General features: G+C 70.6%; 25 protein-coding genes and 1 pseudogene. 9 read left to right on the forward strand and 17 right to left on the reverse strand.

Translation table 11 applies throughout. The features are described 5' to 3' along the window. Positions 1–23: 23 nt before the first annotated feature. The 4 genes and pseudogenes from IH68_RS0107700 to IH68_RS0107715 form a co-directional block, all read right to left on the reverse strand. Positions 24–1,376 carry an FG-GAP-like repeat-containing protein gene (locus IH68_RS0107700; protein WP_234341274.1) on the reverse strand — a complete coding sequence of 451 codons (1,353 nt, stop codon included), beginning with the start codon at positions 1,374–1,376 and terminating at the stop codon, positions 24–26. Between the two features lie 122 nt (positions 1,377–1,498). Next, positions 1,499–2,461 (reverse strand): annotated as a pseudogene (locus IH68_RS49675) (LCP family protein). A gap of 155 nt (positions 2,462–2,616) precedes the next feature. After that, on the reverse strand, positions 2,617–3,975 hold the full coding sequence (locus tag IH68_RS0107710; RefSeq protein WP_030930383.1) for an endo-1,4-beta-xylanase: 1,359 nt from the start codon (positions 3,973–3,975) through the stop codon (positions 2,617–2,619). A 111-nt stretch (positions 3,976–4,086) separates the two neighbouring features. Next, a complete protein-coding gene (locus tag IH68_RS0107715; RefSeq protein WP_030930386.1) occupies positions 4,087–5,148 on the reverse strand; it encodes a LacI family DNA-binding transcriptional regulator in 1,062 nt (353 codons plus the stop codon). Positions 5,149–5,300: 152 nt separating this feature from the next. Between IH68_RS0107715 and IH68_RS0107720 the strand changes: the two genes are divergently transcribed. Continuing rightward, positions 5,301–7,604, forward strand: a complete 2,304-nt coding sequence (locus tag IH68_RS0107720; protein WP_030930389.1) for a glycoside hydrolase family 3 N-terminal domain-containing protein — start codon at positions 5,301–5,303, stop codon at positions 7,602–7,604. 38 nt (positions 7,605–7,642) lie between these two features. Next, positions 7,643–7,849: a hypothetical protein gene (locus IH68_RS0107725; protein ID WP_159403654.1), complete on the forward strand. Its 207-nt coding sequence runs from the start codon at positions 7,643–7,645 to the stop codon at positions 7,847–7,849. A 148-nt stretch (positions 7,850–7,997) separates the two neighbouring features. Here IH68_RS0107725 and IH68_RS0107730 read toward each other — a convergent pair whose 3' ends face one another. Genes IH68_RS0107730 through tsaB form a run of 4 tightly spaced genes read right to left on the reverse strand, consistent with a single transcriptional unit; the run spans position 7,998 to position 10,528 of the window. After that, positions 7,998–8,255 (reverse strand): hypothetical protein, encoded by a 258-nt coding sequence (locus tag IH68_RS0107730; RefSeq protein WP_030930396.1) that lies wholly within the window; start codon positions 8,253–8,255, stop codon positions 7,998–8,000. Beyond that, complete coding sequence (gene tsaD, locus IH68_RS0107735; RefSeq protein ID WP_030930399.1) at positions 8,252–9,349, reverse strand: tRNA (adenosine(37)-N6)-threonylcarbamoyltransferase complex transferase subunit TsaD; 1,098 nt, start codon at positions 9,347–9,349, stop codon at positions 8,252–8,254. Before tsaD ends, IH68_RS0107730 begins: the two co-directional genes overlap by 4 nt. Next, entirely contained in the window at positions 9,342–9,875 is a 534-nt protein-coding gene (gene rimI, locus IH68_RS0107740) for a ribosomal protein S18-alanine N-acetyltransferase (protein ID WP_030930402.1), read from the reverse strand. The genes tsaD and rimI overlap by 8 nt, the downstream gene beginning before the upstream one ends. Continuing rightward, positions 9,872–10,528 (reverse strand): tRNA (adenosine(37)-N6)-threonylcarbamoyltransferase complex dimerization subunit type 1 TsaB, encoded by a 657-nt coding sequence (tsaB, locus tag IH68_RS0107745; protein ID WP_030930405.1) that lies wholly within the window; start codon positions 10,526–10,528, stop codon positions 9,872–9,874. Before tsaB ends, rimI begins: the two co-directional genes overlap by 4 nt. A 164-nt stretch (positions 10,529–10,692) precedes the next feature. On the opposite strand from tsaB, the gene IH68_RS0107750 reads away from it, so the two are divergent. Continuing rightward, positions 10,693–11,247, forward strand: coding sequence for a hypothetical protein (locus tag IH68_RS0107750; RefSeq protein ID WP_030930408.1), 555 nt, complete (start codon positions 10,693–10,695; stop codon positions 11,245–11,247). Here the strand turns inward: IH68_RS0107750 and IH68_RS57030 are convergent. The 5 genes from IH68_RS57030 to IH68_RS0107775 form a co-directional block, all read right to left on the reverse strand. After that, the gene (locus IH68_RS57030) at positions 11,244–11,408 is read right to left on the reverse strand and encodes a hypothetical protein (RefSeq protein WP_199931850.1); all 165 of its coding nucleotides are present in this window, start codon (positions 11,406–11,408) and stop codon (positions 11,244–11,246) included. The two genes, IH68_RS0107750 and IH68_RS57030, sit on opposite strands and share 4 nt — an antisense overlap. Positions 11,409–11,558: 150 nt before the next feature. Further along, on the reverse strand, positions 11,559–12,137 hold the full coding sequence (gene tsaE / locus IH68_RS0107760; RefSeq protein WP_030930411.1) for a tRNA (adenosine(37)-N6)-threonylcarbamoyltransferase complex ATPase subunit type 1 TsaE: 579 nt from the start codon (positions 12,135–12,137) through the stop codon (positions 11,559–11,561). After that, a complete protein-coding gene (locus tag IH68_RS0107765; protein WP_030930413.1) occupies positions 12,103–13,344 on the reverse strand; it encodes an alpha/beta fold hydrolase in 1,242 nt (413 codons plus the stop codon). The genes tsaE and IH68_RS0107765 overlap by 35 nt, the downstream gene beginning before the upstream one ends. 174 nt (positions 13,345–13,518) lie before the next feature. Continuing rightward, positions 13,519–14,688 (reverse strand): alanine racemase, encoded by a 1,170-nt coding sequence (gene alr / locus IH68_RS0107770; RefSeq protein ID WP_030930416.1) that lies wholly within the window; start codon positions 14,686–14,688, stop codon positions 13,519–13,521. Positions 14,689–14,749: 61 nt separating this feature from the next. Next, positions 14,750–15,553, reverse strand: a complete 804-nt coding sequence (locus tag IH68_RS0107775) for a L,D-transpeptidase family protein (protein ID WP_030930419.1) — start codon at positions 15,551–15,553, stop codon at positions 14,750–14,752. 126 nt (positions 15,554–15,679) lie between these two features. Here IH68_RS0107775 and IH68_RS0107780 point away from each other — a divergent pair, with 126 nt between their 5' ends. After that, positions 15,680–16,057, forward strand: a complete 378-nt coding sequence (locus IH68_RS0107780) for a VOC family protein (protein WP_030930421.1) — start codon at positions 15,680–15,682, stop codon at positions 16,055–16,057. A gap of 47 nt (positions 16,058–16,104) precedes the next feature. Here IH68_RS0107780 and IH68_RS0107785 read toward each other — a convergent pair whose 3' ends face one another. The 3 genes from IH68_RS0107785 to glmS form a co-directional block, all read right to left on the reverse strand. Then, positions 16,105–17,577 (reverse strand): bifunctional ADP-dependent NAD(P)H-hydrate dehydratase/NAD(P)H-hydrate epimerase, encoded by a 1,473-nt coding sequence (locus IH68_RS0107785; protein WP_030930424.1) that lies wholly within the window; start codon positions 17,575–17,577, stop codon positions 16,105–16,107. Between the two features lie 16 nt (positions 17,578–17,593). Further along, a complete protein-coding gene (locus IH68_RS0107790; protein ID WP_030930427.1) occupies positions 17,594–17,965 on the reverse strand; it encodes a holo-ACP synthase in 372 nt (123 codons plus the stop codon). A 152-nt stretch (positions 17,966–18,117) separates the two neighbouring features. Further along, on the reverse strand, positions 18,118–19,965 hold the full coding sequence (gene glmS / locus IH68_RS0107795) for a glutamine--fructose-6-phosphate transaminase (isomerizing) (protein ID WP_078912356.1): 1,848 nt from the start codon (positions 19,963–19,965) through the stop codon (positions 18,118–18,120). Between the two features lie 483 nt (positions 19,966–20,448). Here glmS and IH68_RS0107800 point away from each other — a divergent pair, with 483 nt between their 5' ends. From IH68_RS0107800 to IH68_RS0107820, 5 genes are all read left to right on the forward strand, one after another. Then, the gene (locus IH68_RS0107800) at positions 20,449–22,704 is read left to right on the forward strand and encodes a glycoside hydrolase domain-containing protein (protein WP_030930433.1); all 2,256 of its coding nucleotides are present in this window, start codon (positions 20,449–20,451) and stop codon (positions 22,702–22,704) included. A gap of 62 nt (positions 22,705–22,766) precedes the next feature. Next, the gene (locus tag IH68_RS0107805; protein ID WP_234341258.1) at positions 22,767–23,051 is read left to right on the forward strand and encodes a hypothetical protein; all 285 of its coding nucleotides are present in this window, start codon (positions 22,767–22,769) and stop codon (positions 23,049–23,051) included. A 21-nt stretch (positions 23,052–23,072) separates the two neighbouring features. After that, positions 23,073–23,798, forward strand: coding sequence for a hypothetical protein (locus tag IH68_RS0107810; RefSeq protein WP_030930439.1), 726 nt, complete (start codon positions 23,073–23,075; stop codon positions 23,796–23,798). 220 nt (positions 23,799–24,018) lie between these two features. Further along, positions 24,019–24,987, forward strand: a complete 969-nt coding sequence (coaA, locus tag IH68_RS0107815; RefSeq protein ID WP_051833262.1) for a type I pantothenate kinase — start codon at positions 24,019–24,021, stop codon at positions 24,985–24,987. Positions 24,988–25,008: 21 nt separating this feature from the next. Next, positions 25,009–25,956, forward strand: a complete 948-nt coding sequence (locus tag IH68_RS0107820) for a DUF389 domain-containing protein (protein ID WP_030930445.1) — start codon at positions 25,009–25,011, stop codon at positions 25,954–25,956. On the opposite strand, the gene IH68_RS0107825 is transcribed toward IH68_RS0107820, so the two are convergent. Beyond that, positions 25,953–26,486 (reverse strand): hypothetical protein, encoded by a 534-nt coding sequence (locus IH68_RS0107825; protein WP_030930448.1) that lies wholly within the window; start codon positions 26,484–26,486, stop codon positions 25,953–25,955. The genes IH68_RS0107820 and IH68_RS0107825 overlap by 4 nt on opposite strands. Between the last annotated feature and the right edge of the window lie 67 nt (positions 26,487–26,553).

Here is a 26,553-nt window from a genome sequence, read left to right on the forward strand (position 1 = left end):
GAGCGCTGACCTGCCAGGACCTGCTAGGACAGTTCCCGGCCGAACGCCGCCTTCGCGTACGGCGCCCCGACCGTCCGCCCGCCGAAGGTGAACGCGGCGTCCGTCACGATGCCCGTGGGACGCCCCCGCAGGGACCAGACCGCGCCGTCGCCGGCGTTCTCGTGGGGCGCCGCCGCCGCGAGGTCCGCGTAGCCGTTGCCGTTGATGTCGAGGAGGCTGACCGCGCCGCCGAAGTTGTCGCTCGTCTCGACGGCTCCGGGGACGCCCTTGGTGTTCTGGGTGAAGCCCTGGGCGCCCTTGCCGGTCATACCGCTCCGGCTGCCGTACAGGACGTCGACCATGCCGGCCCCGTCGTCGTAGCCGAGTTCCTCGCCGGGCGCGCCCACGGCCACGTCGTCGTAGCCGTCGCCGTTGATGTCACCGACCGCCACCGCGGCGCCGAACTGGTCCACGGTCTCCTTGCCGCCGGGGACGCCGTCGGTGTTCTGGCTGTACGTCTTCCAGGTGGACCGGGGCTTCAGACCGGAGGCCGAGCCGAGGGCCACGGTGACCGTGGAGTAGTTCTCGGCACCCCGGACGACGTCGCCGTAGCCGTCGTGATTGATGTCGCCGAAGGCCACCCCGCCGTCGCCCTCGGGGGCCTTCGCGGAGGTGAAGGCGTCTCCGGAGGCGGCGGCCAGGTAGAACCGAGAGGTGGAGGCGCCCTCGCCGATGTAGTCGGTCAGCGCGAGGTCGTCGCGTCCGTCGCCGTTGACGTCGCCGGCGGCGGCGTCCAGGACGTCGTCGTACTGGAGGTCGGTCGCGCCGAAGGCCCTGGTGGCGGTCGGCTTGCCGGTGCGGGAGATCGGGCCGGTCCAGACGGTGGCCGTGGTGCCGTAGGGGTCGTCGTGCCCGGAGCGGCCCCCGCGGAACAGGACCAGGTCCTGCTTGCCGTCACCGTCGAAGTCGCCGGCCTGGGTGACCGCGGCGGGCACGGACACCCCGCCGGACAGGCCGCTCTTGCCGCCCCAGACGACAACCGCGTCGCGTACCGGGGAGGCCTCCCCGACGATCAGGTCGGTGCGCCCGTCGCCGTCCAGGTCGCCCTTGGACAGCTGGATGCCGAAGTTGTCGCCCGCCTGGGGGCTGCCCGGAATGCCGCTGGTGGCACGGCTGATGACCGTGCGCCGGTCCTTGGTCAGGCCGTGCGGGCCGCCGTACATGACGACGACGTGGCCCGCCCCCTTCTGGCCGCCGACCGTGGCGGCCGGGGCGCCGATGGCGAGGTCCTTGTAGCCGTCGCCGTTGAAGTCGTCCCGGACGGTCTTCGGGGCGGCGGCCGCGGCACTGCCCGCCAGCGCGGGGACACCGCCGAGTGCCAGCACACCGGCGATCATCGGCACGGACCAAGCTTTGTGCGAACGCAAGATGGACATCTGGAATCCCCCTGGTTACGGCAGTGCGGTCACCGCAAGAGACCCCCTGGGGCGCCCGATGGTTGTAGCCCCCCGGCTCGCTTTCAGCGCAGGGATTCCCACAGCTCGCTCGCCGCCGGTTCCTTCGCCACCACCCGGTTGGGGTCCGAGGGCGCGGTCACCACCGGCATCATCACCGTCTTCACCCGGTCCGTGGACAGGCCCTTAAGGCTCTCGCCGAGGCCGACCAGCTCGCTCAGCGAGTCCAGGCCGGTGTCGGTGGTCAGGCTGCTGGTCACCGCCTCGGCCACCGTGTACAGCTTGGCGGGGTCGGTGAACAGGTTCGTCGAGGAGATCTGTTCCAGCAGAGCCTTCACCAGCTTCTGCTGCAGGCCTATACGGCCGAGGTCGCTGCCGTCGCCTATGCCGTGCCGGGTGCGGGCGAGGGCCAGTGCCTGCTTGCCGTCCAGGGTGTGGGTGCCCGCCTTCAGGTGGAGGTGGCTGTCGTCGTCGTCGATGTCCTGGTCGGTCGTCACGGTGACACCGCCCAGCGCGTTCACCAGCTTCGCGAAGCCCGAGAAGTCGATCTCCAGGTAGTGGTCCATGCGGACGTTCGTGATCGACTCGACGGTCTTCACCGCGCACACCGCGCCGCCCACCGATTACGCGCTGTTGAACATCGCCCGGTACGCCACCGCCGTCGAACCGCCGGACTTCAGCGGGCAGGACGGACGCGTGACGAGCGTGTCGCGCGGGATGCTCACAACGGTCGCCTTCTTCCGGCCCGCGTCGATGTGCACGACCATCGCCGTGTCGGAGCGGGCGCCGGAACTGCTGCCCCCGCCGAGCGCCTTGTTCTCCTTGCCGCTGCGCGAGTCCGAGCCCAGCACCAGGATGTTCAGGGAGCCGGTGGGTAGCGGGGAGGCGGACGCGGAGGGCGTGATCAGCGCCTTCGCCGGACGGTCGTCGCCGAGCGCCTGGTTGATGTCGACGCTCTTGATGTTGCTGTCGAGATGCCAGTACGCCCAGCCCGCCGCACCCGCGCCCAGCACCAGCAGGCCCGCCATGGCGAGGCCGGCGATCTTCAGTGCTTTCGACCGCCGGCCCCTGGGCCCGCCCACGTCTCCGCTGCCATCGTGTCCCGTCACGGACAGGAACGTAAGTCCGAATTATTAGGGGATTGTTAGTGACGACGGCGTGAAACGGTTTTCTTCGGAAATTCTCACGCTCTGCCCAGCGTCACCGTCGGCACCGGATTGCTGCCGCTCCAGGACGCGTTGAAGCCGAAGCTCACCGAACTGCCGTCCGGCACCGGGCCGTTGTAGGAGGCGTTCGTGCACGCCACCGCCGTACCCGACTGACTGCAGGTGGCGTTCCAGGCCTGCGTGATCTGCTGGCCCGCGCCGAACGTCCAGTTCGCCTTCCAGGACGACAGCGAGGCGCCCGAGCAGGCGATCGTCACCTGGCCGGTGAACCCGGTGTTCCACTGGCTGGTCACGCTGTACGTCGCCGTGCAGGCACCCGTGGGCGGCGTGGTCGTCGTACCGCCGAGGGCCTCCGCGATCGCGTGGTACGCCGGTTTCGGCGCGTAGTTCTCGTCGTACGGCGTCGCCGCCCCGTAGCCGGGGAAGGTGCCCGGCACCCAGGAGTCGGAGTCGGTGAAGCCCCAGACGGTGACGCCCGCGCAGCGGGTGACCGCCACGCAGGCGTTCAGCACCGACTTGTAGTCGGCGGCCTGCTGGGCGAGCTTCGTGCTGTCGGCCGGGAGCGCCATGCGCACGTCCAGCTCGGTGATCGACACGTCGACGCCGAGGTCGGCGAAGCGCTGGATGTTCTGCTGCAGGGACGAGGGCACCTGACCGAGGATCAGGTGCGCCTGCAGGCCGACGCCGTCGACCGGGACGCCGCGGCTCCTGAGGTCCTTCACCAGGTTGTACAGGGCGGTCGACTTCGCGTTGACGCCCTCGACGTTGTAGTCGTTGATGTACAGCTTGGCGGCCGGGTCGGCGGCGTGCGCCCAGGTCAGGGCGTTCGCGATGTAGTCGGCGCCGAGGCCGTTGTACCAGAGGTCGGGGCGGTAGGTGCCGTCCTCGTTGAAGGGTTCGTTGACCACGTCCCAGGCGGCGATCTTCCCCTTGTAGCGGCCGACCTCGGTGGAGATGTGGTTCTGGAGGAGGCTGCTGAGCTGGGCCGAGGTCCAGCTGCCGTTGGTGAGCCAGCTGGGGTTCTGGTTGTGCCAGACCAGGGTGTGGCCGCGCACCTGCTGGTTGTGGGCCTGCGCGAAGGCGACGATCTGGTCGGCCTCCGCCCAGTCGAAGCCGCCCCGGGTCGGCTCGACCGAGCCCCACTTCATGGCGTTGCCGGGGGTCAGCGAGTTGAACTGTGCCCCTGCGAGGTCGCCGTACGTCCCGGTGAGCTTGGAGCCGGTCACCGCCGTGCCGATGACCTTGCCCTTGGCGGCGGCGAGGTCGCGCAGCGGGGTGTCGGCGGCGTGCGCCACGGGCGCCGTGAACAGCAGCGCGGCGCCGGTGACGAGTGCCGCCAGGGATGAGCCCGTTCTCAGGGATCTCCGTGGTCTCATTGCGGGCGCCTCCGAAAGTTTCGGCCGTGCAACCGATTGACTTCGGAGGAGTGTGGAGGCGGCCGTACCACCCGTCAATACGTCAACTTCCGGCCACCCAGGACACGTACGTCACGCCGGTGGCGGTGCCGTGCTGCTGCGCACCACCAGGCTGGTCGCCAGTTCCACCCGGGTCGCCACCGGCGCCTGGTCCTCCCGCCCCAGGTCGAGGACGAGCTTGGCCGCCGCCTCCGCCATCTCCGTCAGCGGCTGCCGTACGGAGGTCAGCGGCGGCCCCACCCAGCGTGCGACGGGCAGATCGTCGAAGCCGACCACGCTCAGGTCCTCGGGGATGCGCAGACCCAGTTCGCGCGCGGCCTCGTACAGGCCGAGCGCCTGGAGGTCGTTGAGGGCGAACACGGCGGTGGGCCGGTCCGGGCGGCGCAGCAGCTCCAGGCCCTGCCGGTAGCCGGCCTCGTGGTGGAAGTCGCCGGTCGCGATCAGCGCCGGGTCGACCGGGAGGCCCGCGGTCTCCAGCGCGGCCCGGTAGCCGTCGACGCGGGCGCGGCTGCACATCATGCGGGAGGGTCCCGTTATGGCGCCGATGCGCGTGTGGCCGAGTTCGATCAGATGCCGGGTGGCGGCGAGACCGCCCTGCCAGTTGGTCGCGCCGATCGACGGGACGTCGACGCCGGGGTCGCCGGCCGGGTCCATCACCACGAACGGGATGGAGCGGCTGGTCAGCAGCGCCCGCTGGGACTCGTCGAGCCCGGACAGCACCAGGATCACGCCGTGCGGGCGGCGGGCGGCGACCTGGTCCGCCCAGGTCCGCCCGGGCGTCAGCCGCCCCGCGCTCTCGCTCAGCACCACGCTGAGGCCTGCGTCCCTGGCTACGTTCTCCACGCCCCGGATGACCTCCATCGCCCAGGCGCTCTCCAGCTCGTGGAAGACCAGGTCGATCAGGGGCGAGCGGCTCGCCTCGGCTCGTCGGCGCCGGTAGCCGTAGGCGCGCAGCAGTTCCTCGACGCGGCTGCGGGTGGCCGGGGCCACGTCCGCGCGACCGTTGAGGACCTTCGAAACAGTCGGCGCGGACACGCCGGCCTCGCGGGCGATCTCGGCGAGCGTCGCGGTCTGTGCCGACCGGCCTGCCGCCGGGGCTGTCGTCCGCGTTTCAACGGGCTCCGGGGGTGTCATGGCGGCGATCGTATCCCTGCACGACCTCTTGACGAAGCCTCCGGACCCGCCTAGGTTCCCGGAACATTCGACATACATAACGAAACATTCGTCGCCAGAGTTTGCCAGCGTTCGTGAGAGGGCCTCACCCACTCGACCAGAGCAGGAGTTTCATGACCACCGCCCCATGGCGTGACCCCGCCCTGCCCGCCGCCGTCCGCGTCGACGACCTCCTCTCCCGGATGACCCTCGAGGAGAAGACCGCCCAGCTGTACGGCGTGTGGGTGGGTGCCGCCACGGACGGCGACGGAGTCGCACCCCTGCAGAGCGAGATGACCGCCGACTACGACTGGGACGAGCTGATCACCCACGGCCTGGGCCAGCTCACCCGCTCCTACGGCACCGCCCCCGTGGACCCGGCGCTGGGCGCGCAGGCACTGGCCCGCGCCCAGCGCCGTATCGCCGAGGCGGGCCGGTTCGGTATCCCGGCCGTCGCCCACGAGGAGTGCCTGGCCGGGTTCACCGCCTGGGGCGCCACCGCCTACCCCGTCCCGCTGGCCTGGGGCGCGAGCTTCGATCCGCCGCTGGTCGAGGAGATGGCCCGCGCCATCGGCGGCGACCTGCGCACGGCAGGCGTGCACCAGGGCCTCGCCCCGGTCCTGGACGTCGTACGGGACCCGCGCTGGGGCCGGGTCGAGGAGACGATCGGTGAGGACCCGTACCTGGTGGGCACCATCGGGGCGGCCTATGTGCGCGGACTGGAGTCCGCCGGGATCGTCGCCACGCTCAAGCACTTCGCCGGATACGCGTCCTCGGCGGGCGCCCGCAATCTCGCGCCCGTCCGGGCCGGTGTCCGCGAGTTCGCGGACGTCACCCTGCCGCCGTTCGAGCTGGCGCTGCGTGAGGGCGGCGCCCGCTCGGTCATGGCGGCGTACACCGACACGGACGGCATCCCGGCCTCCGCGGACCCGTCCCTGCTGACCGAACTCCTGCGGGAGGAGTGGGGGTTCACCGGCACGGTGGTCGCGGACTACTTCGGCATCGGCTTCCTCGAAACCCTGCACCGGGTGGCGGGCTCCCCCGCCGAGGCGGCGCACGCGGCGCTGGCGGCCGGCATCGATGTCGAGCTGCCGACGCTCAAGTGCTACGGAAAGCCCCTGCTGGAGGCGGTGCGGGCGGGCGCGGTACCGGAGTCACTGGTCGACCGTGCGGCCCGCCGGGTGCTGCTGCAGAAGTGCGAGCTGGGCCTCCTGGACGAGGACTGGGACCCCGAGCCCGCCACCGTGATCGACCTGGACTCGGCCGCGAACCGGGCCCTGGCCCGCCGGCTGGCCGAGGAGTCGGTGGTGCTCCTGGACAACCCGGACGGGGCCCTCCCCCTCCCGCCCGACACCCGCATCGCGGTGGTCGGCCCGCGGGCGGCCGACGCGCTGGCGATGCTCGGCTGCTACTCGTTCCCGTCCCATGTGCTGGCGCACCACCCCGACGTTCCCATGGGCGTGGAGATCCCGACCGTCCTGGAGGCCCTGCGCACCGAACTCCCGGACGCCAAGGTGACGTTCGCTCAGGGCTGCGACACCTCGGACCCGGACCCGTCGGGGATCGAGGAGGCGGTGGCGCGGGCCGCGGAGGCGGACGTGTGCGTGGCGGTCCTCGGCGACCGGGCGGGCCTGTTCGGGCGGGGCACCTCGGGCGAGGGCTGCGATGTGACGGACCTCCGGCTCCCCGGTGTACAGGGCGACCTGCTGGACGCCCTGGTCGCCACCGGGGTCCCCGTGGTGCTTGTCCTGCTCACCGGTCGTCCGTACGCGCTGGGCCGGTGGCACGGACGGCTGGCCGCGGTGGTGCAGGCGTTCTTCCCCGGGGAGGAGGGCGGCCCGGCGGTGGCAGGCGTGCTGTCGGGCCGCGTCAACCCCTCGGGCCGCCTCCCGGTGAGCGTCCCGCGGGTCCCCGGCGGCCAGCCGTGGACGTACCTCCAGCCCCCGCTGGGTCTCGCGGGCGAGGTCAGCAATCTCGACCCGACCCCGCTGTACGCCTTCGGCCACGGCCACTCGTACACGACGTTCACGTGGGAGTCCGAGTCCGCCGGGGCGGAGATCGGCACGGACGGCTCGTACGACGTGGCGGTCACCGTCCGCAACACGGGCGGGCGCGCGGGCGCGGAGGTCGTGCAGCTCTATCTGCACGACCCGGTGGCCTCGGTGACCCGCCCGGACGTCCGCCTGATCGGCTACCGGCGGCTGGAGCTGGACCCGGGCGAGGCGGCCAGGGTCACCTTCCGCTTCCATGCCGACCTGTCGGCCTTCACGGACCGCTCGGGTGCGAGGGTGGTCGAACCGGGCGCGCTGGAACTACGGTTGGGAGCGTCGAGCGCTGAAGTGCGGCACACGGCGCGGCTCCGGCTCACGGGACCCGTGAGGGTGCTCGGGGCCGATCGGCGCTTGTTGTGCGAGACGGAGGTGTCGGGGGCGGACTGACCCCGGGCCTCGGACTCGGGGGACCGATGATCCGGTACGTGCATCACGAGTTGTGGGCGTCGGCGATGATCCTCACCGGCGTCGCCGTCGGCTGGGCGGCGGCGGTCGGCACGGGCCAGAGCCCGCCGGTGCACAGCGGAGCCCTCGACGTGCTGGTGACCTTCGCGCTCGGCTTCCTCGTGCTGTCGACGGTACTGCGGGCGTCCCGGCCGAGCGAAGCGAGATGGGGGTCCCCCCGGACGTAGTCCGGGGGAGGGTCGGCCAGGTGCGGGAGTTCGAGACGGCGGCACTGCTGCCGGACTCCGACGGGCGCCGGCTGGGAGCGGATGAACGGCCGGCACCTGTGGCTGGCCACCGACCCGGACGAGCCGTCGGCGCTCCGCTGCACCACCGTCAGTCCGACCCCAGGGACTCGAACCGCCACCGGTGCACCGCCCGCATGACCAACTCGGCGTCCGGCTCGGGAAGTTCGGGCAGTTCGGCGTCGTGGGCCGCGTCCCACCAGGTGATGACGAGGACGCGGTCCTGTGCGGCCCGGAAGGTCTCCCGGCGCAGCGGTCGCGCCGGGAGTTCCTGCGCCCGCGCCCAGGCGAGCAGTTCCTCGCCCCGCCCCTCGGCCGCCCGCGCCTCCCACATCAACGCGACCGTCACGAGTACAGGTTCTCCTTGCTGACCTCGTGCACGTGATCGTGCTCGTGCTCGTGCCCGGGCACATGCGCCTCCGTCACCGGCAGCGACGAGTCGGCGGACAGGTCCCAGCTCGACGCCGCCCGGTTGCGGGCCACCAGTTCCGCACCGAGCGCCGCCACCATCGCCCCGTTGTCGGTGCACAACTTCGGCCGCGGCACCCGCAGTTCGATACCGGCCGCCTCGCAGCGGTGCCGGGCCAGCTCGCGCAGCCGGGAGTTGGCGGCCACACCGCCGCCGATCATCAGATGCTCCACGCCCTCGTCCTTGCAGGCCCGTACGGCCTTGCGGGTCAGCACGTCGACGACCGCCTCCTGGAAGGAGGCCGCCACGTCCCGCACCGGCACCTCCTCGCCCGCCGCCCGCTTGGCCTCGATCCAGCGGGCCACGGCCGTCTTCAGCCCGGAGAAGGAGAAGTCGTACGCCGGGTCGCGCGGACCGGTCAGCCCGCGCGGGAACGGGATCGCCGACGGGTCGCCCTCGCGCGCGTACCGGTCGATGACCGGGCCGCCGGGGAAGCCGAGGTTCAGCACCCGCGCGATCTTGTCGAAGGCCTCGCCGGCCGCGTCGTCGATGGTCGCGCCCAGAGGACGTACGTCCGAGGTGATGTCCGTCGACAGCAGCAGCGAACTGTGCCCGCCGGACACCAGGAGCGCCATCGTCGGCTCGGGCAGTGCGCCGTGCTCCAGCTGGTCCACGCAGATGTGGGAGGCGAGGTGGTTGACGCCGTAGAGCGGCTTGCCCAGCGCGTACGCATACGCCTTCGCCGCCGACACCCCGACCAGCAGCGCACCGGCAAGACCCGGGCCGGCGGTGACCGCGATGCCGTCCAGGTCCCTCGCGCTCACCCCCGCCTCCTTCAGCGCGCGGTCGATGGTCGGCACCATCGCCTCCAGGTGGGCGCGCGAGGCGACCTCGGGGACGACGCCGCCGAAGCGGGCGTGCTCGTCGACACTGGACGCGACGGCGTCGGCCAGCAGGGTGGTGCCGCGGACGATGCCGACGCCGGTCTCGTCGCAGGAGGTCTCAATCCCCAGGACCAGGGGTTCGTCAGCCATGGATCTCGGTTTCTCGTTCGGAGGTCGGTCCGGCGGCGGAGCCGCTGTCGGACTGCGTGGTCAGACGCATCACCAGGGCGTCCACATTGCCCGGCTGGTAGTAGCCGCGCCTGAAGCCGATGGCCTCGAAGCCGAAGCGCTCGTAGAGCTTCTGGGCGCGGATGTTGTCGATCCTGCACTCCAGCATCACTTCGGCGCACTCGAAGGCGGTGGCGGCCCGCAGCAGCTCGGCGAGGAGCCGTCCGCCGAGCCCGGTGCCCCACTGCTCGCGGGTGACGGCGATGGTCTGGATGTCGCCAAGGTCTCCGGAGGCGGCGAGGCCCGCGTATCCGACCACCCGCCCCTCGCTGTCCTCGGCGACGACATAGCGGCGGGTCGCCTCGGGGCCGCGGGAGTGGGCGAGTTCCGACCAGAACATGCCGCGGGACCAGGCGTCCTCGGGGAAGAGGTCCTTCTCCAGTTCGAGCACGCGGTCGATGTCCCACCAGCGCATCTCGCGCAGTCGAGAGGTCACGGGTTCGGTCACTTGGGGGTGACCACCTTGTAGTTCTTGGGGACCTGGGCGTCCGGGCGGCGCAGGTACAGCGGCCGGGCCTCGGGCAGTTCCTCGCCCTTGGCCAGCCGCTCGGCGGCCAGACTCGCGAGCGCGGCGGCCGACACGTGCTCCGGCTCGTGCACGTTCGGGAAGGTGTCCGGGTACAGCAGCGCGCCCGCACCCACTGCGGGCAGCCCGGCCACCCGTTCGGCGATGTCGGCGGGCCGGTCGACGGCGGGGTCGGTCAGCCGGGTCCGGGAGTCGGCGTAGCGCGCCCAGTAGACCTCCTTGCGCCGGGCGTCGGTCGCCACGACGAAGGGGCCCTTCTCGATGTCGGCCGCGTACGCCAGACCGTCGAGCGTGCACACGCCGTGCACGGGGACACCGAGCGCGAGCCCGAAGGTGTCCGCGGTCATCAGGCCGACGCGCAGCCCGGTGTAGGGGCCGGGCCCGATGCCGACGACGATGCCGGTGACGGCGTCGAGCCTGAGCCCGGCCTCGGCGAGCACCCGGTCGACGGCCGGCAGCAGCAGCTCACCGTGCCGGCGCGCGTCCACCTGGCTCGAGGAGGCGATGACGTCCGTGCCGTCGTGCAGGGCGACGGTCACGGCTGGGGTTGCGGTATCCAGAGCGAGCAAGAGCACGCAAACAGCGTACGGCTCTCGGGGCCCGTGTCGGACGCCCAGCCTGCACGGCGACGTCCGACACGGGCCCCAACCTCGGGCATCGCCGCCCCGGTCAGGCGTGTGCGGGCTGCTACGGTCGCCGAAAAGCACGACGTTCGAGGCGAATGGGGCAGGTGGCGACCGTGGCGAGGAGCAGCTCCGGATTCGTGTTCGGGCTCACCGTGGCCGCCCTGGCCGCCGTCGGCCTCCTCGGCTACCGGGCCTCCGTGACCGCACCGGCCGGCTTCGGCAAGCCGCAGGCGAGCGCCTCACCCGCGGCGGCCGTCCCGGGGGCGCCCGGCGCCCAGCACAACCCCGGCCTGCCGCCCGCCGCGTCCGGCGCCGGGGAGCGCGTCGTCTACTCGGTGGGCTCCGACCGGGTCTGGCTGGTCGACGTGCGCAACCGGGTCCTGCGCAGCTTCGCGGTCGCCCCGGGCAACGTCGACCCGGCGCCCGGCGTCTACGGGGTCACCTCCCGCTCGAACTCCGCCATCGGCACCGACGGCACCGCAATCGAGCACGTCGTGCGTTTCACCAGCGTGGAAGGCATCGCCGTCGGCTTCAGCGCGGCGGTCCGCACCTCGTCGGCGCCGGCCGACCCGGCGGTGCGCACGGGCGGGATCCGAGAGTCCCGCAAGGACGGCGCCGCGCTGTGGGAGTTCGCGACGATCGGCGCGCAGATCGCCGTGATCCCTTAAGCAGCGTGCTTGTGACGGGCCGGTGGCCGGGACACCTCGGGATCCGGCAGCCGCGGCGGGGTCGAGATCGCGTTCGCCGCGGCACACGACGCCAGCAGTTCGCGCATGGGTACCGCGGACACCACACGCGGCAGCGTCTCGTCTCGTTCGGTGGCCGGCATGGACGCCTCCTGAGGACCCGGGGGCGGGCGTAGTTAGGTAGACCTAACTACGAACTGGGTACCATGTGACCACGCACAAGACACCGAATGCAATATCTTGCCGACGTCTTGTCGGAACGTTCACGGAATTGTGCGGCGGCCGTGCGGCCATCAGGCGGACAGCACGCTCAGGTCCACCGTCGACCACCGCTCCCCCAGCCCGGTCACGGTCACGTGCCGGACTTCGTCCGTCTCCGGGGGTCCGGGGGTCGCCCCCAGGGAAGACACAGTTCCCACGGCCCGGTGGATGACGACGTGCAGCCGGTCGTCGGTCAGCTCCTCGACCTTGCCCTCGCCCCACTCCACGACGATCACCGACTCGGGCAGCGAGACGTCGAGGTCGAGGTCCTCCATCTCGTCGAGCCCGCCGCCCAGGCGGTACGCGTCGACGTGCACCAGCGGCGGCCCGTCGCCCAGCGACGGATGCACGCGGGCGATCACAAAGGTCGGCGAGGTGACCGCGCCCCGGACGCCGAGCCCTTCGCCGAGCCCGCGGGTGAGCGTCGTCTTGCCCGCGCCGAGCTCCCCGTTGAGCATCACGAGGTCGCCGGCGCGCAGCAGCTTGGCGAGGCGGCGGCCCAGGTCCCGCATCTGCTCGGGGGCCGTGACGGTGATCTCCACAGAGGGCACGGAGGGGGACACGGACGCCTCGGTCTCAGCCGGGTTGTGCGGTGCTGCTGGTGCTTCCATAGCCACCCACGGTAGCTCCTGCCGGCACGGCACCCGCGCGGGTGAGCAGGTCGGCCAGCCGGTCGGTGACGACTTCCGGGTGCTCCAGCATCACCAGATGCCCGGCGTCCGGGACCAGCACCAGCTCGGCGTCCGGCAGCAGGTCGGCGATCGCCTCGCTGTGCTCGCTGGGGGTGACGAGATCGCCGATCCCGGCCAGCACCAGCACCGGCAGGTCCGCGAAGTGCACCAGCGCCTCGGTCTTGTCGTGCTCCGTGAACGCCGGGTAGAACTCGGCGACCACGTCGATCGGCGTGCCCTCGATCATCCGCTCGGCGAACCGCGCGACGGCCGGGTCCACGTCCCGCGAGGCGAACGAGTACCGCTTGATGATCCCGGCGAACAGGTCGGCGGTCGCCCGCCGCCCCTTCTCCACCAGTGCGGCCTGCTGCCCCAGCGCCTTCAGCACCCCGGGGAGCACCCGCCGCACCGCGTTGACGCCCGCGACCGGCAGCCCGAAGTTGACCTCGCCGAGCCGCCCGGACGACGTACCGACGAAGGCGACGGCGACCACCCTGTCACGGACGAGCTCGGGAAACTGGTCGGCCAGCGCCATCACGGTCATGCCGCCCATGGAGTGCCCGACGAGCACGATGGGCCCGTCCGGCGCGGCGGCGTCGATGACGGCCTTCAGATCGCGCCCCAGCTGGTCGATGCTGACCGGCACGCCGTCCTGCACCTGCTGCACGCCCCGTCCGGACCGCCCGTGGCTGCGCTGGTCCCAGTGCACGGTCCGTACGACGCCGCGCAGGGCCGCCCGCTGGAAGTGCCAGGAGTCCTGGCTGAGGCAGTAGCCGTGGCTGAAGACGACGGTGACGGGAGCGGGCGCCTTCCGCCCGAACAGCCGCCGTCGGCGCGGGCCGAGCGCGGGCACGGCGTCGGGGTCGACGTCGTCGACCTCGTAGTACAGCTCGGTGCCGTCGTCGGCCGTCGCCTTGCCGGGCATGCCGCGCAGCGACCCGTACGGTCCGGTCGAGTCGAGCGCCAGCCGCGCCTTCTTCCGCATGCCGCGGCCGACGGTGAGCCGCTCTATGGCGACGCCGGCCGCCGCGCCCGCGGCGACCACGCCTATCGCGGCGCCCGCGATGCCGGTCGCCCTGCGCCAGTTCCCGGCCGCCCCCGTGGCGGAGGCGAGTGCTGCGACGGCCTCCGCACTGCTCTCGCTCACGTACCGCTCCTCTTCGCCGGATCACTACTGCTGTTCGCTGGGTCTGGTGATGCAGGTGTTGCTTGCGTTACTCGTGTTGCCTGTTTGATACCGCTGTTGATCGACTGCCCGATGTTGCTTGGTTTACAGGTGCTGCATTTCTGCCGGTCCGTGGACTGTCGGGCACTTGTGCGGTTACCCGCTTTGTTGCTCATTCACGTAGACGCGCGGAACGCGCGTTCCGATCCGCGTGACGATCTCGTATGCGATGGTGCCGGCGGCCTGCGCCCAGTCCTCGGCGGTGGGCTCGCCTCGGTCGCCGGGTCCGAAGAGCACCGCTTCGGTACCGGCCGCTGGCTCGTCCCCGCCGAGATCGACGACGAACTGGTCCATCGCGACCCGCCCTGCGACGGTCCGCCACTTGCCGCCGACCAGCACCGGACCGGTCCCGGAGGCGTGCCGCGGAACGCCGTCGGCGTACCCGACGGGCACGAGTCCGAGGGTCGTGGCGCCGGGGGTGACGTAGTGATGCCCGTAACTGACGCCGTGACCCCCCGGAACGTGCTTCACGAGCGCGATGGACGCCGACAGTGTCATGACCGGACGCAGCCCGAAGTCGGCGGGGCTGCCCATCTCGGGGCTCGGCGAGATGCCGTAGAGGGCGATCCCGGTCCGTACCAGGTCGAAGTGGGCCTCGGGAAGGGTGAGCGTGGCGGGCGAGTTGGCGATGTGCCGCACCTCGGGGCGCACGCCCCGGCCCTCGGCGTACGCGAGCATCTCGCGGAAGCGGGTGAGCTGGAGGTCGATGGAGGGGTGCCCGGGTTCGTCGGCGCACGCGAAGTGCGACCAGAGGCCGGTGATGCGGACGGTCCCGTCGGTCTCGGCACGCAGGGCGGCTGCGACGAGCTCGGCCCAGTCCTCCCCCGGCTGACAGCCGCCCCGCCCCAGCCCGGTGTCGGCCTTGAGCTGCACGCGCGCGGGAATGCCCGCCGCCCGGGCGGCCGCGGTGACCTCGTCCAGGGCCCACATCGCGCTCACCGACACGTCGATGTCGGCCTCGACGGCCTCCTGCCAGGGCCCGCCAGGCGTCCACAGCCAGCACATGATGCGGCCGGGCAGCCCGGCGGCCCGCAGCGCGAGCGCCTCCTCGGGCGTGGCGGTCCCCAGCCAGGCGGCCCCCGCCTCGACGGCGGCCCGGGCGCACGGCACGGCCCCGTGGCCGTACGCGTCGGACTTGACCACGGCCATGAGGGCAGCGCCCGGCGCGAGGGCGCGCAGGGTCCGTACGTTGGCGCGCAGGGCGGCCAGGTCGATCTCGGCGCGGGCGCGCAGGGGCGCGGTCGGGGCAGCTGCTGTCTCTGTCATGGCGCACCCAGTGTCTCAGAGGGGTCCGACACCCCCGCGGCACCGGCCCCCGTGCACGCGCCTACTTCCCGGGCCGGTGTCCCCACACATACACACGGTCGCCCTTCTTCAGCACGTGCCACAGCTTCCGGGCGTCCTTCAGGCGCAGATTGATGCATCCCCACGAGCCGAGGGTGGTGTAAATGCTGTCGTGCACGCCATGGAAGGCCTGCCCGCCGCTGAAGAACTGGGCATAGGGCATGGGCGCGTCGTACAGCGTCGACCAGTGTTTCTTGTGCTTCCAGTAGATCTTGTGCCACCCGACCCGGGTGGCGTGCCCGATCCGGCCACTGCGCATCGGGACGGGCCCGTAGACCACCTCGCTCCCCTTCTGCACCCAGGTCAGCTGCCGGTTGAGATCGACACACGCGACCCGGTGTGTCCGCTCGGGGCACTTCCCCCGGGCGTTCGGATCCTCCTTCGCTGAAATGAGCTGCATGGTGGCCCAGGTGGCGGGTCCGGCGAACCCGATCGCGGGCCTGATCCCGTGCTTCTCCTGAAAATCCCGGATGGCCCGGCAGTCGGCGGCCGACTGCTTCCCGTCCACCTTCAGCTTCAGCCACTTCTCGACCGCCCGCTGATGGGGCCCGGTCCGCCTGCTGCACTTCACCTTCCCGGCGACGTCCTCGCGCGGCACGACCTCGACGAGGCCCCCGGCCTCGACGGCGTCCTCGTCGTCGGTGGGCCGGTAGACCGAGCTCGACCTCGGATCCGGAGGCGGGGGCGCGGGGGAGGCCGAGGCGGCGCCGACAGGGAGGACGGTGACGGCGGCGAGCACGACCCCGACACCCTGGCAGGCGATATGCGCAATATGTCTACTGATCATGCAATCAGAGAAACGTGCAGAGCCGACAGGCCGGGGGCGGCGCGCGGCGGGTTCACCCTTTCCGACGAGCGCAGCCCGGGCGACGGCTCGCACCCCGGCCTACGCTGAGAACCGGAGGTGGTGGACATGCTGGCAGAAACACCACTCAACGCCGTCATCCCGGCGACCGACCTCGAAAGGGCCAAGCACTTCTACGGCGACACGCTCGGCCTCAAGCTCATCGACGACCGGAAGGACACCGCGCTCTTCGAGTCCGGCGGTGCCCGGTTCATCCTCTACGCGACACCGAGCGGCGGCCGGGCCGCCCACACCCTGGCCGGCTGGACCGTCGGCGACCTCGACGCGGAGATGACGGAACTGCGCGGCCGCGGCGTGACCTTCGAGGAGTACGACCTGCCTGGCCTGAAGACGGTCAACGGCGTGGCGGAGGGCGCAGGCATGCGCGGCGCCTGGTTCAAGGACAGCGAGGGAAACATCCTCAGCGTGGTGCAGGACCTCCGGTAGGGCTCACTGCGGGGATACGGCCGACCACCCCGCCGGGGCCGGCCCGGTCAGTCCCGCACGTCCCGCCATGCGCCTGGAATCGCCTCGGCCACGTCATGGGCCCCCGCCGGCGCCCCGTCGGCCGCGAACCGCCCGGCCAGTCCGTGCAGATACGCCGCCGCGCTCCCCGCGTCCAGGGCGGAGAGCCCGGACGCCAGCAGCGACCCGGCGAGCCCCGACAGCACATCGCCACTGCCCGCGGTGGCGAGCCAGGGCGTCCCGGTCGCGTTGACCCGCACGACCCCTCCCGCCGAGTCGGCGACGAGCGTGGTCGACCCCTTGAGCAGCACGGTCGCCCCGTACCGCGAGGCGAGCTCGCGCGCCGAGGCCAGCCGCGCCCCCTCGACCTCCTCCCGCGCCACACCGAGCAGCGCGGCGGCCTCCCCGGCATGCGGGGTCATGAGCGTCGGGGCGCTACGAGCCCGTACGGCATCCCTTTCGGCGAGCCGCAGCCCGTCCGCGTCGATGAGCACGGGCACATCCGCTTCCAGCACTTCGGCCACGGTCGAGGCATCATCCCCGGCCCCCGGCCCGACCACCCAGGCCTGCACGCGCCCGGCCTTCGCGGGCCCCTGATCCGATACGAGCGTCTCGGGGAACCGCGAGACGACGGCGTCCCCGGCGGGCCCGACGTACCGCACGGCTCCCGCGCCGCCCCTCAGCGCCCCGGACACGGCGAGGACAGCAGCCCCGGGATACCGCGCGGACCCGGCGGCGATCCCCACCACGCCCCGCCGGTACTTGTCACTCTCGGCACCCGGCACGGGCAGCAACCGCGCCACGTCCGCGTGCTGCAGGGCCTCCAGCTCGGGCTCTTCGGGGAGTACGTCCCCCAGACCGATGTCGACGAGCCGCACCGACCCGGCGTACTCCCGCGCGGGATCGATCAGCAGCCCGGGCTTGTGCGTCCCGAACGTGACGGTGAGATCGGCCCGAACGGCGGCACCGCGCACCTCCCCCGTATCGGCGTCCACGCCACTGGGCAGATCCACGGCGACGACGGCGGCACCGGACTCGGCGACAGCGGCGGTCAACTGTGCGGCGTCGGGCCGAAGTCCACCCTTACCACCGATCCCCACGATCCCGTCGACGACGAGATCGGCCCGAAGAATCGCCTCTTCTGCAGGGTTGATGCCGGCGGCGGCAGCGGGGCCGGCGGCCGCCCCCGCCTCGACGACGCGCCCTCCGGCCCGCAGCAGGGCGGCAAGCCCCCCGGCATGGGCCCGCTCGGGCGCGAGCAGCACGGCGGCGACCGCCGCCCCCCGCCGGGCGAGCCGCGCACCGGCATACAGCGCATCCCCGCCGTTGTCCCCACTCCCGACGAGCAGCACGACCCGACTGGCGTAGACGCGCCCGATCAGATCAGCACAAGCGGCGGCGAGCCCGGCGGCGGCGCGCTGCATCAACGCCCCCTCGGGAAGCCGCGCCATGAGCTCCCGCTCTGCTGCCCTTACCGTCTCCACGCTGTACGCAGTACGCATGGGGTCGAGTCTGCCCTCAGCCTTCGGCGATCACCACCGCCGAGGCCACGCCCGCGTCATGGCTGAGCGACACGTGCCAGGACCGCACGCCGAGTACCGCCGCCCGCGCCGCCACCGTCCCCTGCACCCGCAACCGCGGCTGTCCACTGTCCTCGACGAAAACCTCGGCATCCGTCCAGAGCAGCCCGGCCGGCGCACCGAGCGCCTTGGCTAGGGCCTCCTTCGCGGCGAACCGGGCGGCAAGCGAGGCAACACCCCGGCGCTCGCCGCTGGGCAGCAGCAACTCGCTCTCCAGAAACAGCCGTTCGGCCATCCCGGGCGTCCGCTTGAGTGACGCCTCGAACCGATCGATCTCGGCTACGTCGATACCGACGCCGATGATGCTCATTCGGGCACTCTACGATCCGTCCGGCGATCGCAGCCCCGGCTCCTCGGTGACCAGAACGGCCTCGTGCGTCGCGGTGACGGCCCGGTCGAGAAATCGAGGGAGCCTGTCCGTGTCGCGGCACAGGTCTCCGCCTTCCTCGACGGCGTGAAGAACTACTCTACCGTCACCGACTTCGCCAGGTTCCGCGGCTGATCCACCTCATTGCCGCGAGCCGTCGCCAGCTCGCACGCGAACACCTGCAACGGCACCGTGGCCACCAGCGGCTGCAGCAACGTCGGCGTCGCAGGGATCCGTACGAGATGGTCGGCGTACGGCACCACCGCCTCGTCCCCCTCCTCCGCGATCACAATCGTCCGCGCACCCCGAGCCCGGATCTCCTGAATGTTGGACACGATCTTGTCGTGGAGCACGGACCGCCCCCGAGGCGACGGCACGACCACCACCACCGGCATGTCCTCCTCGATCAACGCGATCGGCCCATGCTTCAGCTCACCCGCCGCAAACCCCTCGGCGTGCATGTAAGCGAGCTCCTTCAGCTTCAGAGCCCCCTCCAGGGCCACCGGATACCCCACATGCCGCCCCAGGAACAGCACCGTGTCCTTGCCCGCGAGCGACCGCGCGAGCTCCCGCACCGGCTCCATGGTCTCCAGCACCCGCTCGACCTCACCGGAGATCTGCGACAGGTCCCGGATCACGGCCCCGATCTCGTCGCCCCACTTGGTGCCCCGCACCTGCCCCAGATACAGGGCTACGAGATAGCACGCCACCAACTGCGTCAGAAACGCCTTGGTCGAGGCGACGGCCACCTCCGGCCCCGCATGCGTGTACAGCACCGCATCCGATTCCCGCGGAATCGTCGACCCATTGGTGTTGCAGATGGCGAGCACCTTGGAGCCCTGCTCCCGCGCGTGCCGTAGCGCCATCAGCGTGTCCATGGTCTCGCCGGACTGCGAGATGGCGATGACGAGCGACCGCGCACCGAGGATCGGATCCCGGTACCGGAACTCGCTCGCGAGCTCCACCTCGCACGGAATCCGCGTCCAGTGCTCGATGGCGTACTTGGCGATCAGCCCCGCGTGGAAAGCCGTACCGCAGGCGACGATGACGACCTTGTCGACTTCCCTCAACTCGGCGGTACTGATCCGTACTTCATCCAGCGTCAGCGAACCGGAGACGTCGATGCGCCCCAGCAACGTATCGGCGACCGCCTTGGGCTGCTCGGCGATCTCCTTGAGCATGAAGTAGTCATAGCCCCCCTTTTCCGCGGCGGAGGCGTCCCAGTCGACGTGGTACGAGCGCACGTCGGCCGGGCGGCCGTCGAACCCCGTCACCGTCACCCCGTCGCGCCGCAGCTCGACGACCTGGTCCTGGCCCAGCTCGATCGCCGACCGCGTATGGGCGATGAACGCGGCGACATCGGAAGCCAGGAACGCCTCGCCCTCCCCAACACCCACCACGAGAGGCGAGTTCCGCCGAGCCCCCACGACCACATCCGGCTCATCGGCATGCACCGCGACCAAGGTGAACGCCCCCTCCAGCCGCCGGCAGACGAGCCGCATGGCCTCCGCGAGATCGGCGCAGGACGAGTACTCCTCGGCGAGCAGATGAGCCACGACCTCCGTGTCGGTGTCGGACGCCAGATCGTGCCCGCGTTCCTCCAACTCGGCCCGCAGCAAGGCGAAGTTCTCGATGATCCCGTTGTGGACGACGGCGACCCGCCCCGCATTGTCCAGATGCGGATGCGCGTTCGCGTCAGTCGGCCCGCCATGCGTGGCCCACCGCGTGTGCCCGATCCCCGTCGAGCCCGTCGGCAGGGGCCGGTCCACCAGCTCCTTCTCCAGGTTCACCAGCTTGCCGGCCTTCTTCGCGGCGGCGAGCCCGCCATCCGCGAGCACGGCGACGCCCGCCGAGTCGTACCCCCGGTACTCCAGCCGCTTCAGCCCGGCCATCACGACATCGAGCGCCGACTGCGACCCCACGTATCCCACGATTCCGCACATGCACCGCAGCCTAGGCACCGGGAGCCGCCCGAACACGGCGCAGCGTGCCCGAAATCGGAAATTCCGGCGCTCGCCGCCATGAGGCGCGGTTTCCGATTGGTCTGGTCTGTCCGGCCCGCGTGAACCAAGGGGAGTGGGGACCGGTCCATGGCGGGGCGCGGGCCATCGCAGCTGCCGACGGGCCCACTTTCAGCCATCTTGGCTGCACCCGCACTCCGCTCACCGCCGGTTCTTCACCAAAAGGTTGCAGCAACCGCATGGAATCTTGACCATCGGATGACTGAAGTGAAGCGCTGCGGTTTCACGCCACCCTGTTGATCTTCTCTTGCGCCTCTCCGCACCCGCCTGTTTACAGTGATCCCACTCGCCCCTCGAACGCGGCTGACCACCGCTCGAACAAGGGGGCGCGTATCGGAACGGCGACGGGGGGAGCCGCTTTGCGTCAGCTTGTGGACGCTCCCTGCCGAAAACGGAGGGGCGCTGATGGCCGACCAGATGGTGTTGCAGGCACAGAAATTCGTCAACGCGACGTACGGCAGCCGGACAGGCATGACGGTCAAGGAAGACGGGCAGACCGGCTGGAACACGATGTACGCCCTCACTCGCGCACTGCAGTGGGAGTTGGGCATCAGCCCTGTGTCCAACAGCTTCGGACCGGGAACGCTGTCGGCCCTTCAGACGAAGCACCCGAAGATCAACGCTTCCACGGCACCTTCGGCTGACTTCATCCGGATCGTCCAGTCCGCTCTGTACTGCAAGGGCTACGACGGCGGCGGCATCGACGGCAAGTTCAGCGACCGGGTCGCCTCCTCGATCACGCAGCTCAAGCAGCACATGGGCGTCGACCGGGTGTACACGGGCAGCGATCTGGTGCCGAAGGTGTTCAAAGGCCTGCTGAACATGGACGCCTACGTCACCGTCGGCAACGGCACCGACACCGTTCGGGACATCCAGCAGTGGCTCAACGGCCGCTACGTCAACAGGCAGGACTTCTTCGTCGTCCCCTGCGACGGTATCTACTCGCGCGACGTGGCCAAGGCCATGATCTACGCCGTGCAGTACGAGCTGGGTATGGCCGACGGCACCGCCAACGGCAACTTCGGCCCCGGCACTCAGGACGGTTTGAAGAACCACACCGTCACGGTCGGCGCAAAGGGCACCTGGGTTCTCCTGTTCACCGCCGCCATGATCTTCAACAGGCGGTACGGGGTGTCCTTCGAGGGGACCTTCACCGGCGGTCTGGCCGACGCGGTCCGTGAGTTCCAGTCCTTCGTGAAACTGCCCGTCACCGGCGCGGGTGACTTCTCCACCTGGGCCTCTCTGCTGGTCTCGTTCGGCGACCAGTCCCGCAAGGGCGAGGCCTGCGACTGCGTCACGAAGATCACGCCGGCTCGTGCGGCCGCCCTGAAGGCGGCGGGCGTGAAGTACGTGGGCCGCTACCTGTACAACCCGGCGGCCGTGCCCAGCGGCAGCACGAAGGAGAAGGAGATCCAGCCCGGCGAACTGCAGACCATCGCCGACAACGGACTGCGCTGCTTCCCCATCTACCAGACCTACGGGCGCGGCAAGGACTCCTTCAGCGCGCCCCAGGGCACGGCGGACGCCATCTCAGCCGTCATGCACGCCGAGAAGCACGGCTTCAAGCCCGGTACCCGTATCTACTTCGCCGTCGACTTCGACGCCGTCGACGACGAGGTCACCAGCAACGTCATCCCGCACTTCCAGGGCATCAACGACGGCATCGAGTCCACCGGCGGCAAGTACCTGGTGGGCGTCTACGGGCCCAGGAACGTCTGCTCGCGGGTGTCCGAACTCAAGCTGGCCGACGCGAGCTTCGTCTCCGACATGTCGTACGCGTTCTCCGGCAACTTCGGCTACCCCATGCCGAACAACTGGGCCTTCGACCAGATCGTCACCAAGACGGTCGGTTCCGGGGACGGCAGCATCAACGTCGACATCAACATCGCACACGGCAGGGACACCGGGCAGAACTCCTTCAATCCGTCACCGTCCAGCGGTTCCGGCCTCGACGTCGAGTTCAACAACACCTTCTGGGAAGGTCTGCGCGCGGACATCCGGGCCTACATGGAGTCGGTCGGCGTACCCGAGTCGAACTTCTACACCAAGTGGACCACCACCGAAGCCATCGACTTCGTGCTCAGCTGGGACAACGTGTTCACCGACCTGGCCCGCCGGTACAGGATGCGCAAGGCGCTGATCCAGATTCCCGTGCTGTGGGAGATGCGCCACTACAACGTCAGCGGCGTCCTCAAGGTGGACGACCGCTATTCCGACGCCGCCGTGTACGAGTACCACACCGGCCAGCTGCCCGATTGGTGGCCGGACAAGATCACGGAGTCGATGCGGGACTCCTCCACCGGTCTGGCGCAGATCTTCGGTGTCACCGCGATCAAGGCGAGGAACCTGGCGGTCGACCGCGGGCTGCTGTCCGCGACGTCCCGACGGGACCCGAACAACGACGCCGATCTGTTCGAGATCTGGACCAAGCTGCGGACGAACAACTCGTTCACCATCGCGACCGTGCCCTTCGTGCACATGTACCACGCGTCCCTGATCGGCGTCGCCGGGCCGACCGTCGAGTCCACGGAAGCGGACATCGAGAAGGTACTGATCCGCTATCAGGGCACCACGGACGACGCGACGACGGAGGGGAAGAAGCGCATGGGCCTGTACCGCGTCTTCGAGAAGTACTACGCGCCGATGCGCGACCACACCTGATGAAAGGCCTGCGGCCACCGTGGCCGGCGCTGCTGGTCAACTTCCTCGTCGGGATCCCGGCCATGGTTCCCCTGTACAGCCTGTGGTGGCTGTCCGCCCGCCGATGGGGCGGATCTGCCGTCGACCGCTCCAGCACGATCGTCGAAGTGTGCGGGGCCGACTGCGACAGGACCGGCCTGGCCACATGGACCGCGACCGCATCCGGGCTGCTGGTGGTGCTGCTGCTGGTCGTGACGGACGTTCTCGTGCCGCTGCACCGTGACCGGCCGCTGAGCCCGTGGCTGAAGGCCATGCCAGTCGTCATCGTCCCCTTCCTCGTCTTTCAGGCCGTCTCCTCGGCCCTGTAGCCAACTCTGGAGTGACGCACCGTGAGTGCTGACATATCGCGCCGTACCCTGCTCTCCCGTACCGCCGCTGTCACGGGGGGAGCGGCCCTGGCCTCGCTCGCAGGAGGCACACTGCTGGCTCCTTCCGCCCAGGCGGTCACGCCGCCCGCGGCCGGCGGTCCGGCACCGAGCCCGGTGACGACCGGTCAGCCGTCCCTGAACGGCTGGGAGATGGAGAAGGCCGCGGACGACGGCGGCAGCATCTGGACCCGGCCCGTCCTCGGCACCCCCCTCGACGGCGTGCAGGTCCGGATGGGAGATGCCGAAACCGTTCTCGTCCACGTCATCCAGCGCTTCCACTACGAGATCGACACCCTCCGCCGCGGTGATGTCGTCGGCTGGCGCCACCCCGGGAAGGTCCGCAAGGGGCTGGCGGAGTCCAACCTCGCCTCGGGGACGGCGGTCCACATCCGCCCGGACTTCTACCCGTCCGGACAGCGAGGCGGATATTTCCCGAACCAGCTCGTGATCGTCCGTGACATCCTCGCCGACCTGGAAGGCGTCGTGCGGTGGGGCGGCGACGACAAGAAGTCCGACGAAGCCCTGTTCTACATCGACGTCAAGCCGGGGGACGGGCGCCTGCTCAAGGTGGCGGACAAGGTCCGCGGATGGGCCGCGACCCCCGGAGAGGGCGCCGGGGCGTCCGCCGACCCCTTCGAGCCCGCGAGACGCCGGGCCGCGAAGCGACTGGCACGTCTCCAAGCGTGATCCCGGTACGGCAATCGTGTCCGGTTTCACCGACAGCATCGAAGGTGACGTACCCCGAGAAGTCGTGTCGGCCAGGCCCCTGCGGCACCCACCTCGCACACGCGGACTTCACGTGATCACGCCGCCCAGAGAGCTTGATCACGGAACAACGTGACCGACCCCACCCTGCACCCCGTTCAAACTCCGTTAACAATGGACTGTGATCTCTCCGGTCTCCTCGATGCCCCGGAGCGCCCACCGGCCCAGGCCGGAGGCGACTCCCTACGTCGACCTCACCCGCGCGGAGTGGAGCGCGCTGCGTGAGAAGACGCCGCTCCCCCTGACCGCCGAGGAGGTCGAGAAGCTGCGTGGCCTCGGTGACGTCATCGACCTCGACGAGGTGCGGGACATCTACCTCCCGCTGTCTCGGCTCCTCAACCTCTACGTCGGGGCCACCGACGGCCTCAGAGGCGCCCTGAACACCTTCCTCGGCGAACAGGGCTCCCAGTCCGGCACGCCCTTCGTCATAGGCGTCGCCGGCTCCGTGGCGGGCGGCAAATCCACCGTCGCCCGCCTCCTCCAGGCCCTGCTCTCCCGCTGGCCCGAGCACCCGCGCGTCGAGCGGGTCACGACCGACGGCTTTCTGCTTCCCACCAAGGAGCTCCAGGCCCGTGGCCTCATGTCGCGGAAGGGTTTCCCCGAGTCCTACGACCGCCGTGCCCTGACCCGCTTCGTCGCCGACATCAAGGCGGGCAAGGACGAGGTGACGGCCCCCGTCTACTCCCACCTCATCTACGACATCGTCCCCGACCAGCGACTCACGGTCCGCCGCCCGGACATCCTGATCGTCGAGGGCCTGAACGTCCTGCAGCCCGCCCTCCCCGGCAAGGACGGCCGTACCCGCGTCGGTCTCGCCGACTTCTTCGACTTCAGCGTGTACATCGACGCCAGCCCCGAGGACGTCGAACGCTGGTACCTCAACCGGTTCAAGAAACTGCGTCAGACGGCCTTCCAGGACCCGCACTCGTACTTCCGCAAGTACACGCAGGTGTCCGAGGAGGAGGCCCTCGAGTACGCCCGCACCCAGTGGCGCACCATCAACAAGCCCAACCTGGTGGAGAACATCGCCCCGACCCGCGGCCGGGCCACCCTGGTCGTCCGCAAGGGCCCGGACCACAAGGTCCAGCGCCTGCGGCTGCGCAAGCTGTAGTTCCGCCTGTTAGAAAGAACCATGCTGCACCTGCGCCTGATCACGCCGTCGGACAGGACCGACGACGTGGTCCGCCTGATCGAGAGGACCGTCGGCACCACGCATCTCGTCGTGCTGCCGGGAGTCGCCCGCAACCCGGCCGGCGACGTCGTGATGTGCGACGTCGCACGTGAGGCGGGCGACGAACTCATCGGCGAGCTCAGGGCGTTGGAGCTCGACCGCACCGGATCCATCGCCGTCGAGAACATCGACCTCTCGCTGTCCAAGCGCGCCGACAAGGCCGAGGCGGAGGCACCCGGCGAAGGCGCGGACGCCGTGCTGTGGGAGCAACTCACCGAGGCGACGCACGAGGAGTCCACGCTCTCCGTCACCTACGTCGCCTTCATCACACTCGCCACGATGATCGCGGCCTGCGGTGTCGTCCTCGACAACGCGATCCTGATCGTGGGCGCGATGGCGGTGGGCCCGGAGTTCGGCCCGCTGGCAGGCATCTGCACGGCGCTGGTGCAGCGTCATCCGCGCCTCGCCCTGCGCTCGCTGACCGCACTGCTCGTCGGCTTCGCCGTCGCCATGCTGGTGACGGTCGGCTTCACCTACTTCATGGACGGCGTCGGCCTGTTCACCAAGGTCCAGTTGGAAGCCACCCGCCCCAACACCAACTTCATCTACCGTCCCGATGCGTTCTCGTTCGTCGTCGCAGTACTGGCCGGAGCGGCAGGCACCCTCTCCCTGACCTCGGCGAAGTCGGGCGCCCTGGTCGGCGTGGCCATCTCGGTGACGACGGTCCCGGCCGCTGCGAACGCGGCAGTGGCCTTCGCCTACAACGAGTACAAGCAGGCCTGGGGCTCCACGGCGCAACTGCTGCTGAACCTGCTCGGCATCGTCCTCGCCGGCACCCTCACACTCCTGGCCCAGAAATGGCTCTGGGCCAGGCAGCGTGAACGCACGGCGAAGGCGGGCGGCGTCTAACGGCGCGTTTCGCAGTCCGCGGCGACGCTGTCGCCGGGGTCGGCGAACACCACGTCGGCCGAGCCACCGTCACAGGACACCGTGTCGACGGCGGGCGCGTCGCCGCTCACGCCGATCGTGTCGTTGCCGCTGCCGGTCGCCACGGTGTCGGAGCCCGCACCGGCGTCGACGAGGGTGGGCAGCGAAACGCTCGTCCCGTCGAAGCTGTCGGCCAGGTCACCCAGTCCGACCGAGAGCCGGGAGGTGCCGGCGACGCTGCCGCAGTCGACGCTGGTGGCGGACAGCCGAACGCAACCCGGCCCCAGCGCGATGCCTGTGTCGTCCGTGAGGACCACACGACCGGTGGAGGTGCTGGCAGTGACGTGGTTCGCCACGCCCGAGCGTGCGCTGAGCACCACCATGCCGAACAGACGGAGCGCGGTGGAGCCGGGGGTCGCGGCCGCGGCCGGGGTGGCGAACGCGGGAACGGCGAGACTCACGGCCAGGGCCGGAACGGCCAGTCGCTTCAGGGTGCTGCTGACTGTCTTCATGCTGTTTCTCACTTCCGTCGGGGGCACGCCACGCATGGCGGCCTCGACGCCAGTGAAACAATCAGTA

The organism is Streptomyces sp. NRRL S-646 (assembly GCF_000720765.1).
Taxonomy (GTDB): Bacteria; Actinomycetota; Actinomycetes; order Streptomycetales; family Streptomycetaceae; genus Streptomyces.

Excerpts from the sequence above, each read along its gene's own strand:
- tsaE (WP_030930411.1), bottom strand. The coding sequence starts at position 12,137 with ATGGAAGCACCAGCAGCACCGCACAACCCGGCTGAGACCGAGGCGTCC.
- IH68_RS57030 (WP_199931850.1), bottom strand. The coding sequence starts at position 11,408 with ATGCCGGCCACCGAACGAGACGAGACGCTGCCGCGTGTGGTGTCCGCG.
- IH68_RS0107710 (WP_030930383.1), bottom strand. The coding sequence starts at position 3,975 with ATGAGACCACGGAGATCCCTGAGAACGGGCTCATCCCTGGCGGCACTC.
- IH68_RS0107800 (WP_030930433.1), top strand. The coding sequence starts at position 20,449 with ATGGCCGACCAGATGGTGTTGCAGGCACAGAAATTCGTCAACGCGACG.
- coaA (WP_051833262.1), top strand. The coding sequence starts at position 24,019 with ATGCCCCGGAGCGCCCACCGGCCCAGGCCGGAGGCGACTCCCTACGTC.
- IH68_RS0107700 (WP_234341274.1), bottom strand. The coding sequence starts at position 1,376 with ATGATCGCCGGTGTGCTGGCACTCGGCGGTGTCCCCGCGCTGGCGGGC.
- IH68_RS0107780 (WP_030930421.1), top strand. The coding sequence starts at position 15,680 with ATGCTGGCAGAAACACCACTCAACGCCGTCATCCCGGCGACCGACCTC.
- glmS (WP_078912356.1), bottom strand. The coding sequence starts at position 19,965 with ATGTGCGGAATCGTGGGATACGTGGGGTCGCAGTCGGCGCTCGATGTC.
- tsaD (WP_030930399.1), bottom strand. The coding sequence starts at position 9,349 with ATGGCTGACGAACCCCTGGTCCTGGGGATTGAGACCTCCTGCGACGAG.
- IH68_RS0107775 (WP_030930419.1), bottom strand. The coding sequence starts at position 15,553 with ATGATCAGTAGACATATTGCGCATATCGCCTGCCAGGGTGTCGGGGTC.
- IH68_RS0107715 (WP_030930386.1), bottom strand. The coding sequence starts at position 5,148 with ATGACACCCCCGGAGCCCGTTGAAACGCGGACGACAGCCCCGGCGGCA.
- IH68_RS0107825 (WP_030930448.1), bottom strand. The coding sequence starts at position 26,486 with ATGAAGACAGTCAGCAGCACCCTGAAGCGACTGGCCGTTCCGGCCCTG.
- IH68_RS0107720 (WP_030930389.1), top strand. The coding sequence starts at position 5,301 with ATGACCACCGCCCCATGGCGTGACCCCGCCCTGCCCGCCGCCGTCCGC.
- IH68_RS0107785 (WP_030930424.1), bottom strand. The coding sequence starts at position 17,577 with ATGCGTACTGCGTACAGCGTGGAGACGGTAAGGGCAGCAGAGCGGGAG.
- alr (WP_030930416.1), bottom strand. The coding sequence starts at position 14,688 with ATGACAGAGACAGCAGCTGCCCCGACCGCGCCCCTGCGCGCCCGCGCC.
- IH68_RS0107805 (WP_234341258.1), top strand. The coding sequence starts at position 22,767 with ATGGTTCCCCTGTACAGCCTGTGGTGGCTGTCCGCCCGCCGATGGGGC.
- IH68_RS0107820 (WP_030930445.1), top strand. The coding sequence starts at position 25,009 with ATGCTGCACCTGCGCCTGATCACGCCGTCGGACAGGACCGACGACGTG.
- IH68_RS0107790 (WP_030930427.1), bottom strand. The coding sequence starts at position 17,965 with ATGAGCATCATCGGCGTCGGTATCGACGTAGCCGAGATCGATCGGTTC.